This window comes from Pseudomonas onubensis (genome assembly GCF_965653655.1).
Taxonomy (GTDB): Bacteria; Pseudomonadota; Gammaproteobacteria; order Pseudomonadales; family Pseudomonadaceae; genus Aquipseudomonas.
Genome location: NZ_CBFHAZ010000006.1, coordinates 64,736 through 78,418 on the forward strand (window position 1 = coordinate 64,736; position 13,683 = coordinate 78,418).

A 13,683-nucleotide genomic window follows, 5' to 3' on the forward strand; every position below is an offset into this window, starting at 1 on the left:
TGTGTACCGACACTGCACATTTAAGGAAGCACCATGGATGATTCGACGTTCGATCAGTTAGAGGCGGCTTTGTCTGCGGCGCCCGGCAATGTCGCACTGCTGACGATGCTGCTCGGCGCCAGCCTTGAGCGCGGCGAGCTTGAGCGCGGGCTTGACCTGCTGCCGGCCGACCTTGAACAATGGCCCAACGCCGCAGCCCTTAAGCTGGCAGCCGCGCAGCTGTGTCTTGCCGCCGGCCAGGCACCACGTGCCTTGCAACTGATAGAAGGCAACGACCCTGCCGCACGCCTGCTCAAGGCCCGCGTGCTGGCGTCGCTGGAACGCTTCAAGGAAGCCCAGGTGGAATACCGCGCGGCAGTCGATGCCAACCCGGCGCTGGAAGACATGGCGCTGTGGCGTCGGTTGAATGTGTCGGTGCTGGATTTTCCTGCGGCCGAAGGGCGCCCGCGCCTGCGCGTGATTTCCAACGACGACACCGACAAGAGCGAAGTGGTGCGCCTGCTGGTGCCGGAAAAGGAAACCCTGACTTTTGACGATATCGGTGGCCTGGACGAGCTGAAAAAGACTATCCACAAAAAGATCATCCTGCCGTATCAAAAACCTGGGCTATTCCAGCGTTTTCGCAAGAAGGTCGGCGGTGGCGTGCTGCTGTACGGCCCGCCAGGGTGTGGCAAGACCCTGTTAGCCCGCGCGACGGCCGGGGAGTGCAAGGCGACGTTTTTCAATGTGGCGATTTCTGATGTGCTGGACATGTATATCGGTGAGTCCGAGCGCAAGTTGCACGCGTTGTTCGAACAGGCACGGGCCCAGGCGCCTGCGGTGATGTTCTTCGATGAAGTCGAGGCGTTGGGCGGCAAACGTTCGAATACCCGTGAATCGACTTCCTCAAAGTTGGTTAGCCAGTTCCTGTCCGAGATGGACGGGTTTACCAATGACAACCACGGGGTGTTGATCCTTGCCGCGACCAACGTGCCATGGTCGGTGGACTCGGCCTTCCGTCGCCCTGGGCGCTTTGACCGCGTGCTGTTCGTGCCGCCGCCGGATCGTCCTGCGCGCGAAAGCATGCTCAAGGCGATGATGAAAGGCCGGCCCATGGCCGATGACATCGACTTTGCCTTCCTGGCCAAGAACACCTCGGGTTTCTCAGGCGCGGACCTCAGCGAGTTGGTGGAAACCGCTGCCGATGAGGCGATTGAAGCCTCGATCGAGAGTGGTACCGAACAGTTGATCTGCGACCGGCATTTCAAGGCCGCGTTGAAAGACGTACGTGCGACAACCCTGGAGTGGTTGACCACCGCGCGTAACTACGCGCGATATGCCAATGAAGGCAATCAATACGACGAGGTGCTGGCCTTCCTCGACAAACACGGGAAGGGTCGCTGATGGCGCAGTACGGTGGGTACCGCATTGAAGATGAGCCGCGCCCGGGCGCCTTGGCCAAATGGGCGGTGTCACCGCTGTGGCCCTTGTTGGGCTTGATGCTGGGTGGCGCCTGGCTCGGCTTGCCCTGGTTTGTGTTCAACTCGATTGCCGTGGGCAGCCCGACGCGGGTGCGCGAGTGGGTGTTGGCCGGCGTGGCGCTGGTGGGCAGCGTGGTCATTGGGTTCGGGCTGCTGCAACTGGTGGGCTTTGGCTATATCCAGTCCCAGGCCGGGATCCAATATGCCTTGCTGGTATTGGTGGTGTGGAAATTGAGCATTGGTTACCTGTTGTATATGCAGCAAAACGCGACCATCGAGATTTACCAATACTACGGCGGTGTCCTCAGCCGTTTTGGTCTCCCATTGGCGTTGATCGGTGGCTTTGTTCTTAAAGGCATGGTCGTCAAATGGGTGCCCAGCACCCTTTGGTATCTGGTGGTGAGCTGATGAATACCGACTACCTGTTGCAACTGGCTTATCAGCGCCTGCAGGCTGACCACAATGACGGTGCCATTGATGCGTTGCGCCAACTGCTGGCCAGCGATCCGCACTCCGGCGAAGCCCATGCGCTGCTGGCGATCTGTTTGATGAACATGCGCCGCGTGCATGCGGCCAAGCGTGAAGTGCAGCTCGCCCTGGCGTCGGATGCGCAGTTGCCGTTGGCTCACTACGCGGCCGCCCAGGTGGCGATGGCCTTGCGTAAGTTCAGCTTGGCCCAAGAACATTTGACCCAGTTACTGGATATGGAACCGCTCAACCCCATCAATTACCGCTGCCTGGCCGAGCTGTATCAATTGACCGGCCGCCTGGCGCAGAGCCGCGAGCCGCTGGAAAAAGCCCTGGAGCTGGCCCCCGATGACGCTTCCAACTTGGTCGCCATGGCGCAGTTCCATCGCGCCAGTGGCCATTGGGATCAGGCGCATCAGTTTGCGCGTCAAGCGTTGCAGGCCGATCCGGGCAATGCCGGCGCGGTGGTGGTGCTGGGGCATTTGCTGCTGCGCGAGGGCGACGTCAAGGGCGCCCGCGAGAATGCGATCTGGGCTTTGCAGGAAAACGCCACGAATGTCGCGGCGCTGCACCTGCTGACGGCAGTAAAAGCCCGCAGTAATTTGTTTTTGGGCGCTTGGTGGCGCTTCAATAGCTGGATGAACGAGCGCAGCGCCACTCGCGCCATTGTCCTACTGCTGTTTATGTTCGTGGCCTATCGTGTGGTGGTCATCACCCTGACGGCCCAGGGTTACCCGCAAGTGGCGCAGATGATTGATTGGGTGTGGCTGGCGTTTGCCGCCTATACCTTCGCGGCGCCGCAGATCTTCCGGCGCTTGCTGGAAAAGGAGCTGGTCCAGGTCAAGCTGTCCAAGGAATTCTGACGCGTCGGTGTCGAGCCCTGCGTTCAATTGTCAATCACGGTATTCGCCGAACCAGCGACCGTTATAAAGAGGTTGTACACATGTCGTCCTTTGCTGAAATGATCGAAAACATCACCCCGGACATCTACGAGAGCCTCAAGCTGGCCGTGGAAATCGGTAAGTGGTCCGATGGCCGCAAGCTCACCGCCGAACAGCGCGAGTTGTCGCTGCAAGCGGTGATCGCCTGGGAAATCCAGAACCTGCCCGAAGAGCAGCGCACCGGCTACATGGGCCCGCAGGAATGCGCGTCGAAGTCGGCGCCGGTGCCGAACATTCTGTTCAAGTCGGATGCGATCCATTGATTGAAATTGGTCGCGGTGCAGTCAGCAAAATGTCGGCGCAACTCGGTGAGCCGACCGTTCAATACGCGTTTCGCCTGGGCGACACCGAGGTGCCGGTCAACCCGTTGATCGGTACCCACGTGCGCCTGGAATACCTCGGTGCCATTCATTGCAGCCATTGCGGCCGCAAAACCAAAACCAGTTTCAGCCAGGGTTATTGCTACCCGTGCATGACCAAACTGGCCCAGTGTGACCTGTGCATCATGAGCCCCGAGCGTTGCCATTACGACGCCGGCACCTGCCGTGATCCGGGCTGGGGCGAACAATTCTGCATGACCGACCATGTGGTGTACCTGGCCAACTCGTCGGGCATCAAGGTCGGCATCACCCGCGCCACCCAGTTGCCGACCCGCTGGCTCGACCAGGGTGCCAGCCAGGCGCTGCCGATAATGCGCGTGGCGACCCGTCAGCAATCCGGTTTCGTTGAAGACCTGTTTCGCAGCCAAGTAGCCGACAAGACCAACTGGCGTGCTTTACTCAAGGGCGATGCGCAATCGGTGGACCTCAAGCAGGTGCGCGATGAGCTGTTCGCCTCTTGCGCAGACGGCCTGCTGGGGTTGCAGGAACGCTTTGGCTTGCAGGCCATCCAACCGGTGACCGACATCGAGCCGATCGAAATTCGTTACCCGGTCGAGCAATACCCGGCCAAGATCGTCAGCTTCAACCTGGACAAGAACCCGATTGCCGAAGGCACGTTGCTGGGGATCAAGGGCCAATACCTGATCTTCGACACCGGCGTTATCAACATTCGTAAGTACACGGCCTACCAGCTCGCCGTGCATCAGTAAAAAGGATGCTATCCATGCGCACCGAACAACCGAAGATGATCTACCTGAAGGACTATCAGGCGCCGGACTACCTGATCGAAGAGACGCACCTGACCTTCGAGTTGTTCGAGGACCACAGCCTGGTCCATGCGCAACTGGTGATGCGCCGCAACCCCGAGCGCGGCGCCGGCCTGCCGCCGTTGGTGCTCGATGGCCAACAGTTGGAGCTGCTGACGGTCAACCTGGGTGACAAGGAGCTGACCGAGGCCGACTACCAGTTGACCGACAGCCACCTGACCCTGCACCCGACCCGCGAAACCTTCACGGTCGACACCAGCGTACGCATCCACCCGGAAACCAACACCGCCCTGGAAGGCCTGTACAAATCCAGCGGCATGTTCTGCACCCAGTGCGAGGCCGAAGGTTTCCGCAAGATCACTTACTACCTCGACCGCCCGGACGTGATGAGTACCTTCACTACCACGGTGATCGCCGAGCAACACAGCTACCCGGTGCTGCTGTCCAACGGCAATCCGATCGCCAGCGGCCCGGGTGAAGACGGCCGCCACTGGGCGACCTGGGAAGACCCGTTCAAGAAACCTGCCTACCTGTTTGCGTTGGTGGCCGGTGACTTGTGGTGCGTTGAAGACACCTTCACCACCATGACCAACCGCGAAGTGGCGCTGCGCATTTACGTCGAGCCGGAAAACATCGACAAGTGCCAGCACGCCATGACCAGCCTGAAAAAATCCATGCGCTGGGATGAAGAAACCTACGGTCGCGAGTACGACCTCGACATCTTCATGATCGTGGCGGTCAACGACTTCAACATGGGTGCCATGGAGAACAAGGGCCTCAATATCTTCAACTCCAGCGCCGTGCTCGCCCGCGCGGAAACGGCCACCGACGCCGCGCACCAGCGCGTCGAGGCGATTGTTGCCCACGAATACTTCCACAACTGGTCCGGCAACCGCGTCACCTGCCGCGACTGGTTCCAGCTGTCGCTCAAGGAAGGCTTCACCGTGTTCCGTGACTCGGGCTTCTCCGCCGACATGAACTCGGCCACGGTCAAGCGCATCCAGGATGTGGCGTACCTGCGCACGCACCAGTTCGCCGAAGACGCCGGCCCCATGGCCCACGCGGTACGCCCGGACAGCTTTATCGAGATCTCCAACTTCTACACCCTGACCGTGTACGAAAAGGGCTCGGAAGTGGTCGGCATGATCCACACTTTGCTCGGCGCTGAAGGCTTCCGTAAAGGCAGCGACCTGTACTTCGAGCGCCATGACGGCCAGGCCGTGACCTGCGATGACTTTATCAAGGCCATGGAAGACGCCAACGGCGCCGACCTCAGCCAGTTCAAGCGCTGGTACAGCCAGGCCGGTACGCCGCGTCTGGCGGTGAGCGAGTCGTTTGATGCCGCCGCCAAAACCTACAGCCTGACGTTCCGTCAAAGCTGCCCGGAAACCCCGGACAAGGTTGAGAAGCTGCCGTTTGTGATTCCGGTGGAATTAGGCCTGTTGGACGGGCAGGGCGCAGGTATCGCCTTGCGCCTGGCCGGTGAAGCAGCGGCTGGCGGCACGTCGCGGGTGATTTCGGTGACGCAAGCCGAGCAGACCTTCACCTTCGTCGATATCGCAGAAAAGCCGCTGCCTTCGTTGCTGCGCGGCTTCTCCGCGCCGGTGAAACTGAGCTTCCCGTACAACCGCGATCAACTGATGTTCCTGATGCAGCACGACAGCGATGGCTTCAACCGCTGGGATGCCGGCCAGCAATTATCCGTGCAAGTGTTGCAGGAGCTGATCGCCCAGCATCAGCAAGGCCAGGCCTTGAAGCTCGATCAGCGTCTGATTGACGCACTGCGCAGCGTCTTGAGCGATGAAAGCCTGGACCAGGCCATGGTCGCCGAAATGCTCTCGTTGCCAAGCGAAGCCTACCTGACGGAAATCAGCGAAGTCGCGGATGTGGAGGCCATCCACGCCGCCCGTGAGTATGCCCGCAAGCAACTGGCCGACAACCTGTTCGAAGCGCTGTGGCTGCGTTACCAGGCCAATCGCGAGCTGTCCAAGCAGACGCCTTATGTGGCGGCGGCCGAGCACTTTGCCCGGCGCGCCTTGCAGAACATCGCGCTGTCGTACCTGATGCTCAGCGGCAAGCCTGAAGTGTTGGCTGCCACCCTGGATCAGTTCGACACCAGCGACAACATGACCGAGCGCCTGACGGCATTGGCGGTGTTGGTGAACTCGCCGTTCGAGGCGGAAAAGGCCCAGGCGTTGGCGGTGTTTGCCGAGAACTTCAAGGATAACCCGCTGGTGATGGACCAGTGGTTCAGCGTGCAGGCGGGCAGCACCCTGCCGGGCGGGTTGGCGCGGGTCAAGGCGCTGATGGAGCACTCGGCGTTCAATATCAAGAACCCGAACAAGGTGCGCGCACTGGTCGGCGCATTTGCCGGGCAGAACCTGATCAACTTCCATGCGGCGGATGGTTCGGGCTATCGCTTCCTGGCGGACCTGGTGATCCAGCTCAATGGCTTCAACCCGCAGATCGCTTCGCGCCAGTTGGCGCCGTTGACCCGCTGGCGTAAATACGACAGCGCGCGTCAGGCGCTGATGAAGGCGGAACTGGAGCGTATTCGCGCCTCCGGCGAGCTGTCGAGCGATGTGTTCGAGGTGGTCAGCAAGAGCCTTGCGTAAGTTGGACGCATATAATTGTGGCGAGGGAGCTTGCTCCCGTTGGACTGCGTAGCAGTCCCATGCTTTTAAAGCAGGGGCCGCTTCGCACCCCAGCGGGAGCAAGCTCTCTCGCCACAGGTTGCGGGTTGTCAGTTCCAACTCTTAACTAGCTGGCATTAGTCTGAACAGGCCGTTTTTTTTCGTCTCAAATAACCGGTGGTCGCGGTGTGTCTGCGCCGTGGTTGAGCGCGAAGCGCTCCGAGATAATCCCGTGGGGCACGCCCAGTGGGATCGCGCCGGCGCTGTCCAGGCGGGTCACTTGTTCGTTCGACAGCTGCACCTCGAGTGCACCTAACGTGGCATCCAGTTGTGCACGGGTGCGTGAGCCGAGGATCGGGATCAGCGCCGTAGTCGAACGCCGGGCCTTTTCCCGTAGCCAGGCGATGGCGACGTGGGTTGGGCTTGCCTCCAATTCGCTGGCAACCGCCAGCAAGGTATCGAGCACGGCCGTTTCGCGCGCGCTTTGTTCGCAATGGATCAGCATGCCCAGTTTATTGGCGCGATTGTCGTCCTGGCTTTCGCGGTATTTGCCGGTAAGGAAGCCACCACCCAACGGCGACCACAGCGTGGCGGCCAAGCCCAGGGCCTCGGCCATCGGCAGTATTTCACGTTCGGCGCTGCGCTCGACCAGGCTGTATTCCACCTGTACGCCAATGATCGGCGCGAAGTTGCGCACCTCTGCCAACAGGTCGGCGCGGGCGATGCGCCAGGCCGGGAAGTTCGACAGGCCGGCATAGTGGATCTTGCCGGCGCGCACCAGGTCATCGAAACCGCGCAGGATTTCTTCCATCGGCGTGACGTTGTCACTCATATGCGCCCAGAGCAGGTCGATGTGATCGGTGTTCAAGCGTTTGAGGCTTTCTTCGACGGCCCGCACCATGTTCTTGCGGTTGTTGCCGAGCTTGATCGTGCCTTCGTCGGAGGGCTGGGTACGCAGGCTGTACTTGGTGGCAACCACCAGGTTGTGGCGCTCGGCGGCGATAAATTCCCCCAGCAGCTTTTCGGCCTGGCCGAACTGGTAACCGTTGGCGGTATCGAGGAAATTGCCGCCTGCTTCAAGGTAACCGTCAAATATCTGCTTGGCTTCATCGCGCTCGGCGCCATGCCCCCAGCCTGTGCCGAAATTGCCGGTGCCCAAGGCCAGCTCCGATACCTGCAGACCGCTGCGACGGCCAAAGACTTTATTGCGCATATGAAGACTCCTGAAGGGGATGTGGGATTTATACATGTCTGCAAACATGTATTTAATATGATCTTGGTAATTTATCCGGTCAAGGGCCTTTTTTACTGCTGACGTTTTCTGACAGGGCGCTCTGCTAAGCTGCGGCACTTTTCTTTTTTCGGCGGGGCCAACGTGTCGCGTACCACTCGTTTACTCACGTTGTTGCAGGCCCTGCGGGGCAAAAAACGTCCGGTGACCGCAGCCGTACTCGCTGCACAGTTGGAGGTGTCCGAGCGCACGCTGTATCGCGATATCGCGGAGCTGACGGCCCTCGGCGCGCCGATTTTTGGTGAGGCCGGGGTGGGCTATGTGTTGCGCAGTGGGCTGTTTTTGCCGCCACTGATGCTCAACGCCGAGGAAACTGAAGCCATCGTGCTGGGCTTGCGTTATGTGGACCAGCGTGGCGATGACGTGCTCAGCCGTGCGGCTGCCAACGCCTTGGCGAAAATCGCCGACGTGTTGGACCCGGCTGCGCAGGAAGCCTTGCGTAACCCCACGCTGCTGCCGGGGCCACCCGGCTTTGGCTACCCGGAAAATCGCGTGCCGCTGAATGTGTTCCGCGAGGCTATTCGCAACCAGGCCAAGTTGCATATCGATTACGCCGACGCCAGCCAAACCCAGAGCCAGCGGCTGATCTGGCCGCTGGCATTGGGGTTTCTCAATGAGGTCCGTGTGATCGTGGCCTGGTGCGAGTTGCGGGGCGCTTATCGTACGTTTCGCACCGACCGGGTTGCCGCAGCAGACGCCCACGGTGAGCGTTACCCAGGCCGGCGCAGCGACCTGCTGCGCGGCTGGCGCAAGTTGATGGAACAGAATGATGCGGGTCCTTTTACTCCTGACAAAAACTGACACAGCTCTGGCTTAGCATGGCGCCATAAATCACTAAAAAGGAGCTGTGCCATGTCTTTTCCAGCGTTGGCCCCGGCCATTGCAGCCTATATAACCGCGACCAATACCGGCGACACCTCAGCGATTGCCCAGTGTTTTGCCGACGATGCCAATGTGTTCGATGAAGGCGAGCATCAGGTCGGCCCGGCAGCCATTGCCCGCTGGGTCGAGGACACCGGACGGCGTTATCAGCCGCGTGTCGAAGTGATCAACGTGCAGCATCGCACCGGCAAGGTCCTGGTCAGCAATGTGGTTTCCGGCAATTTCCCCGGTAGCCCACTGGAGCTGCGCTATACCTTTCGCCTGAACGAGCAGGGCAAGATTTCACGGCTGGATATCTCGCTGTAAGTCATACTGGTACGCATGACTTTCGACTCGCCGCTCGTCGCCTACCAACACGCCATCGCCCAGCAAGGTTTCGTGCCCGACGACGCCCAGCGCCGGGCGGTGCAAGCCCTGCAAACCTGCTTTGAGGCCTTGCACCAAGGCCGCTCGCCGATTCCCGGGGTTTACCTGTGGGGGCCGGTGGGTCGGGGCAAGACCTGGTTGATGGACCAGTTCTATCAGAGCCTGCGCGTTCCCGCGCGGCGCCAGCATTTTCATCACTTCATGGGCTGGGTGCATCAGCGCTCTTTCCAGCTCAGTGGCATTCATGATCCCTTGCAGGCGTTGGCGCGGGAACTCAGCCAGGACGTGCGCGTGTTGTGTTTCGACGAACTGTTCGTCAACGACATTGGTGATGCGATCATTCTCGGCCGACTGTTCCAGGTGATGTTCGAGGAGGGTGTGGTCATGGTCTGCACCTCCAACCAACCGCCCGACGAACTCTACGCGGGCGGCTTCAACCGCGAACGATTCCTGCCGGGTATTGAGGCGCTCAAGCAGCATATGGATGTGGTAGCAGTGGACGGTGGTGAAGATCACCGTTTGCATCCAGGTGTGGGGCTGCAGCGCTATTGGGTGAATCAACCGGATGCACTCGCTACGGTGTTCAGGCAACTGAGCGAAGGGCAGGCGGTCAGCAGCGGGGCGGTCAGTGTCGGGTTTCGTTCGATAGTCGCGGTGCAGTCCAGCGACACGGTGCTCTGGTGTCGGTACGCCGATTTTTGCGAGCAACCCTTGGCAGCGATGGACTTCATGCTGCTGTGCGACCGCTACAAGGCGATCCTGCTGGGTGAAGTGCCCAACCTGAGCGCACAAAAACGCCCGGCGCGGATTGCCCGTGGCACCGAAGATGCGGCCCAGCGCGTGGTGGCGGGTGATCGAGAACTGCCTGAATTGTCGGTACATGATGACAGTGTGCGGCGCTTCATCGCACTGGTGGATGAGTGCTACGACCGCAAGGTGCCATTGTTTATCGAGGCCCAAGTGTCGTTGGCAAGTCTTTATACCGAGGGTTATCTGGAATTCGCGTTCCGGCGCACCCTGAGCCGTCTGCAAGAGATGCAACTGCAACGGTTCGGCGCCTAGGACAAATCCCAGGCCGGCGGTGCTTGTTTGGGGGGGCAACCTTCGTCATTTCCGTCAGGCATTTGTAGTTAATCTCCTTCATCTGCGCCTGGCTCCCCGATTACAATCGTCCCTTCAAAGGGAACCGATTCCCTTGTTGTCGTGATTGAGGAAGGAAATGGACACCCCAGACATCCTGGTGCTGCAAGCCAGCTATACCAACCCCGTGCATGCCGAAGCCATTGGCCAGGTGCTCAACCATTACGCTGAAGACCCGATGGGTGGCGGTCACACGCTGCCAGCCGATCTGCTGCAGCAACTGCCAGCCGAACTGGCCAAGCGCCCCCACGCTTTCAGCGTACTGGCGTTTGTCGGCGGGGAGCCGGCGGGTTTGGTCAATTGTTTTGAAGGGTTCTCGACGTTTGCCTGCCGCCCGCTGATCAACGTACACGATGTGGTGGTGATGAATCAGTTTCGTGGCCTGGGGCTGAGCCAGAAAATGCTGCTCAAGGTCGAAGAGATTGCCCGTCAGCGCGGTTGCTGCAAGATCACGCTGGAAGTGCTCGAAGGCAATGACGTGGCGCAAGCGGCCTATCGCAAGTTTGGTTTTGATGATTCGATCTTTGATCCCGCCCATGGCCGCATGCTGTTTTGGAGTAAGCCGCTTTAATCACTGCGCTTAATATAAACAGCATAAAAAAGGCGCCATTCAATGGCGCCAAATAAACCTTTGCCAAAGGAGCGGATTGGCACAGGGGCATGCGGATTAACTAAAGATTAAATCAGCTGTTAGGTTGTTGCTCGGCACTGGACTGTTCGGTCTTTACATTCTTGCCGTCGGCCAGTGCGGTTTTGTCTGTGGTGCCGTGAATTTGCTGCTGGGTGAAGGCGAAGTTGTTGTAAAACTCCTTCGAGCGCTCTGAACCGCCCTCTGCGAAGGCGGCAACGGAGGTCAGGCTCATCAGGCCGGCAAGCATCAAGGTCGAAAGTTTCATGGCAGTATTCCCATTAAGAGTGAGTGGTGTCTGATCGCTCCGTGATCCGATTCATGGAGCGACTATGGGGCTGTCTTATTAAGTGGGAATTAACATGGAACTGCCCCGAAGTTAACGTTTTTGTTAACTTCGGGGTTGCCATTTATAGCCGCCAATCCACTGCCAGCGTGATCGAGCGCGGGTCTCCCCAATACACGCCATTATAAAAACCGACGCGCTCGTAATATTTTTTATCAAATAGATTATTGACGTTAACTGACGCAGAAACATGTTCGTCGAATTGGTAGCGCGACATCAGGTTGAGCACGGTGTAGGCCTGCTGGGTGATCCTTGCTCGTGTGGTGATCAGGTTGCCCTTGTCGTCCCGGGCGCCCGTTGGCCGATTGCTGAGGCCGTAGAAGTCGCTCTGCCAGTTCACTGCACCACCCACCGTAAGGTTGCGCCATTCGCCTGGCAGCCGGTAGGCGCTGGAGACTTTCAGCAGGTTGAGCGGCTGTTCGGTATTGTTGCGTTTGCCCGTGCCGTACGTTGAGTGGGTGTAGGTGTAGCCGGCTGTCACATTCCAATCGGGCATGATTTCACCGGCGGCCTCCAGTTCGAAGCCCTTGACCTTGTTACCTTTTCCGCCGGTTTTGTAGTACTCCTCACCCGTGACTGGATTGGGTGGCACCGAGTCGTCCAGCTCCGCGACATTGTCCTGGCTGCTCCAGAAATACGCCGCCGCCAGGTTCAAGCGTTCGTCCAGCACGCTGCCTTTGAGGCCCACCTCATAGTTGCTGCCCACCACAGGCTCGAGGTATTTCTTGTTGGCATCCCGGTTGCTTTGTGGCTTGAATATATCCGTGTAGCTGGCGTAGACCGTGTAGTGCGGCGTCAGGTCATAAAGCAGCCCGGCGTAGGGGGTCCACATATCATTGTGGGTCTGGCGGGTTTTGTTGGCAGCAGTCAGTTGATCGTTGGCGTTGTAGGCCGGTTCTGCGCTTTCCAGCGACCAACTGCCGTAGCGGCTGCCGAGCACGGCGTGCAAACGATCTGTCAGGCTCAGGCGCGTGGCCAGGTAGCCAGCTTTCTGTTCCTTACTGCTGTGCTCACCTTTGAGGCCCGTGACGGTGTCAGGAAATTTGCCGATCCCGCCCATGTATTTCCAATCTGGAATAGTTTCGTAACCCGCAGGGTTTTGGCCTCTACGCAGAAAGGGTGATACATCGCGTTGGGCGGCTTCGCCATAGCCCACCATCAGCGCGTGTTCGCGGCCCAATAGCGTGTAGCTGCCGGCGAGATTGAGGTCGATGGCTTCCATGGTTGATTTGCCGAGCATATGGCTGGACCAGGAATACATGCCGCTGCGATCTTCATTCGGGAAGCCCGCACCGCCGTAGTAAACCTTGCCGTCGGTGTCGCTTTGCCGATGGGTGTAGGCCGCCTTCAAATGCCAGTCACCGGCGAACCGATGGTCCAGTGTCGCGAAGGCGGTTTTGTCCGTCAGCGGCCACGAACTCCAGTCTGCCGCCATGTTGGTTGAGCGCGAGAGACCGGCCTTGCCGCCCTGGCTGTTCCAGTAGGGCACAGTGCCCCAGGAGGTGCCTTGCACATGCTTGTCTTGGTAATCAAACCCTACAGCCAGCACGGTATCGTCTGAAAGGTCGCCTTCCAGAATGCCGTAGCCCACCGACCGCTGCAGCCCATAGTTGTCTCGGAACGACTTGCTGTCGCGGTAAGCCAGTACGGTGCGTCCGCGCAATCGCCCGTCAAATGCCAGCGGCCCGCCGACGTCCACGTAGCTGTAATAGTTGTCATGGCTGCCACCGCTCACACCGGTTCGCGCCTGCCATTGGGCGGTGGGGCGCTTGCGCACCATATTGACGGTGGCCGAAGGGTCGCCTGCACCCGTGGTCAACCCCGTGGCGCCGCGTACCACTTCAATGTGGTCGTAAATGATGGTGTCCGCATCCGACTTCATGTAGCCGAAGGTATTGAGCATCCCGTCAATCTGGTAGTTATTGATGCCGTAGCCACGGGCGGAATAGTAGACACGGTCGGAGTCATAATGCTGGACGTTGACACCTGTGGTCTGGCGCAGCACTTCGGTGAGGGTATTGAGGTTGAAATCGTCCATTTGCTGACGGGTAATCACCGAAACCGATTGCGGGGTTTCCTTGATGGACATGTTCAGCTTGGTGGCCGTGTTCATCGAGCCGGTGGTGTAGGCCCCGGTGTGTTCGGTGGTCGCGCCCAGGCCTTCGGCGGTGATGCTGGTGGCACCCAGCTCAAGGGCGCGTGGCGGGGCGTGCTCGGGATCGGTCTCAGCCAGCAGGTCCGGGCTCAGCGCGACGCTGCACAGGCCAAGGGTGAGGGTCATGGAACGGGTAAAAGGCGCGAACATCGCGGCAGACTCCTTGTCGTCTTTGCGGCCTTCTCAGTAAGAGAAGGCCTTGGCTCAAAGACGAAAGGGCGCGCGG

13 protein-coding genes are annotated in these 13,683 nt (G+C 59.6%); 10 read left to right on the forward strand and 3 right to left on the reverse strand.

What is annotated here, in order from left to right:
• Positions 1-33 precede the first annotated feature (33 nt).
• The 6 genes from ACTD9P_RS03735 to pepN all read left to right on the forward strand — a co-directional run bounded on the left by ACTD9P_RS03735 (position 34) and on the right by pepN (position 6,631).
• Positions 34-1,383, forward strand: a complete 1,350-nt coding sequence (locus tag ACTD9P_RS03735) for an AAA family ATPase (RefSeq protein ID WP_438866753.1) — start codon at positions 34-36, stop codon at positions 1,381-1,383.
• Complete coding sequence (locus tag ACTD9P_RS03740) at positions 1,383-1,868, forward strand: hypothetical protein (protein ID WP_438866754.1); 486 nt, start codon at positions 1,383-1,385, stop codon at positions 1,866-1,868. Before ACTD9P_RS03735 ends, ACTD9P_RS03740 begins: the two co-directional genes overlap by 1 nt.
• Entirely contained in the window at positions 1,868-2,791 is a 924-nt protein-coding gene (locus tag ACTD9P_RS03745) for a tetratricopeptide repeat protein (protein WP_099549296.1), read from the forward strand. The genes ACTD9P_RS03740 and ACTD9P_RS03745 overlap by 1 nt, the downstream gene beginning before the upstream one ends.
• Positions 2,792-2,871: 80 nt before the next feature.
• The gene (locus ACTD9P_RS03750; protein ID WP_017138108.1) at positions 2,872-3,132 is read left to right on the forward strand and encodes a YeaC family protein; all 261 of its coding nucleotides are present in this window, start codon (positions 2,872-2,874) and stop codon (positions 3,130-3,132) included.
• Positions 3,129-3,959, forward strand: coding sequence for a DUF2797 domain-containing protein (locus ACTD9P_RS03755; RefSeq protein ID WP_065931283.1), 831 nt, complete (start codon positions 3,129-3,131; stop codon positions 3,957-3,959). The genes ACTD9P_RS03750 and ACTD9P_RS03755 overlap by 4 nt, the downstream gene beginning before the upstream one ends.
• Before the next feature lie 14 nt (positions 3,960-3,973).
• Entirely contained in the window at positions 3,974-6,631 is a 2,658-nt protein-coding gene (gene pepN, locus ACTD9P_RS03760) for an aminopeptidase N (protein ID WP_438866755.1), read from the forward strand.
• A gap of 184 nt (positions 6,632-6,815) precedes the next feature.
• On the opposite strand, the gene ACTD9P_RS03765 is transcribed toward pepN, so the two are convergent.
• Entirely contained in the window at positions 6,816-7,862 is a 1,047-nt protein-coding gene (locus tag ACTD9P_RS03765) for an aldo/keto reductase (protein WP_438866756.1), read from the reverse strand.
• A gap of 162 nt (positions 7,863-8,024) precedes the next feature.
• Between ACTD9P_RS03765 and ACTD9P_RS03770 the strand changes: the two genes are divergently transcribed.
• From ACTD9P_RS03770 to ACTD9P_RS03785, 4 genes are all read left to right on the forward strand, one after another.
• Positions 8,025-8,741, forward strand: a complete 717-nt coding sequence (locus ACTD9P_RS03770) for a helix-turn-helix transcriptional regulator (RefSeq protein ID WP_138815155.1) — start codon at positions 8,025-8,027, stop codon at positions 8,739-8,741.
• Positions 8,742-8,792: 51 nt separating this feature from the next.
• The gene (locus ACTD9P_RS03775) at positions 8,793-9,128 is read left to right on the forward strand and encodes a nuclear transport factor 2 family protein (protein ID WP_438866757.1); all 336 of its coding nucleotides are present in this window, start codon (positions 8,793-8,795) and stop codon (positions 9,126-9,128) included.
• Between the two features lie 15 nt (positions 9,129-9,143).
• Positions 9,144-10,250 carry a cell division protein ZapE gene (gene zapE / locus ACTD9P_RS03780; RefSeq protein ID WP_438866758.1) on the forward strand — a complete coding sequence of 369 codons (1,107 nt, stop codon included), beginning with the start codon at positions 9,144-9,146 and terminating at the stop codon, positions 10,248-10,250.
• 157 nt (positions 10,251-10,407) lie between these two features.
• Positions 10,408-10,899 carry a GNAT family N-acetyltransferase gene (locus ACTD9P_RS03785; protein WP_200433755.1) on the forward strand — a complete coding sequence of 164 codons (492 nt, stop codon included), beginning with the start codon at positions 10,408-10,410 and terminating at the stop codon, positions 10,897-10,899.
• 112 nt (positions 10,900-11,011) lie between these two features.
• Here the strand turns inward: ACTD9P_RS03785 and ACTD9P_RS03790 are convergent, their stop codons facing one another.
• Both ACTD9P_RS03790 and ACTD9P_RS03795 read right to left on the reverse strand, forming a co-directional pair.
• Positions 11,012-11,224, reverse strand: coding sequence for a hypothetical protein (locus ACTD9P_RS03790; RefSeq protein WP_200433756.1), 213 nt, complete (start codon positions 11,222-11,224; stop codon positions 11,012-11,014).
• A 142-nt stretch (positions 11,225-11,366) separates the two neighbouring features.
• Entirely contained in the window at positions 11,367-13,607 is a 2,241-nt protein-coding gene (locus tag ACTD9P_RS03795; RefSeq protein WP_438866759.1) for a TonB-dependent siderophore receptor, read from the reverse strand.
• Between the last annotated feature and the right edge of the window lie 76 nt (positions 13,608-13,683).

What these genes read in the sequence shown, in the direction of transcription:
- ACTD9P_RS03735 (WP_438866753.1), top strand. Translation starts at nt 34, where the DNA reads ATGGATGATTCGACGTTCGATCAGTTAGAGGCGGCTTTGTCTGCGGCG.
- ACTD9P_RS03740 (WP_438866754.1), top strand. Translation starts at nt 1,383, where the DNA reads ATGGCGCAGTACGGTGGGTACCGCATTGAAGATGAGCCGCGCCCGGGC.
- ACTD9P_RS03745 (WP_099549296.1), top strand. Translation starts at nt 1,868, where the DNA reads ATGAATACCGACTACCTGTTGCAACTGGCTTATCAGCGCCTGCAGGCT.
- ACTD9P_RS03750 (WP_017138108.1), top strand. Translation starts at nt 2,872, where the DNA reads ATGTCGTCCTTTGCTGAAATGATCGAAAACATCACCCCGGACATCTAC.
- pepN (WP_438866755.1), top strand. Translation starts at nt 3,974, where the DNA reads ATGCGCACCGAACAACCGAAGATGATCTACCTGAAGGACTATCAGGCG.
- ACTD9P_RS03765 (WP_438866756.1), bottom strand. Translation starts at nt 7,862, where the DNA reads ATGCGCAATAAAGTCTTTGGCCGTCGCAGCGGTCTGCAGGTATCGGAG.
- ACTD9P_RS03775 (WP_438866757.1), top strand. Translation starts at nt 8,793, where the DNA reads ATGTCTTTTCCAGCGTTGGCCCCGGCCATTGCAGCCTATATAACCGCG.
- zapE (WP_438866758.1), top strand. Translation starts at nt 9,144, where the DNA reads ATGACTTTCGACTCGCCGCTCGTCGCCTACCAACACGCCATCGCCCAG.
- ACTD9P_RS03785 (WP_200433755.1), top strand. Translation starts at nt 10,408, where the DNA reads ATGGACACCCCAGACATCCTGGTGCTGCAAGCCAGCTATACCAACCCC.
- ACTD9P_RS03790 (WP_200433756.1), bottom strand. Translation starts at nt 11,224, where the DNA reads ATGAAACTTTCGACCTTGATGCTTGCCGGCCTGATGAGCCTGACCTCC.
- ACTD9P_RS03795 (WP_438866759.1), bottom strand. Translation starts at nt 13,607, where the DNA reads ATGTTCGCGCCTTTTACCCGTTCCATGACCCTCACCCTTGGCCTGTGC.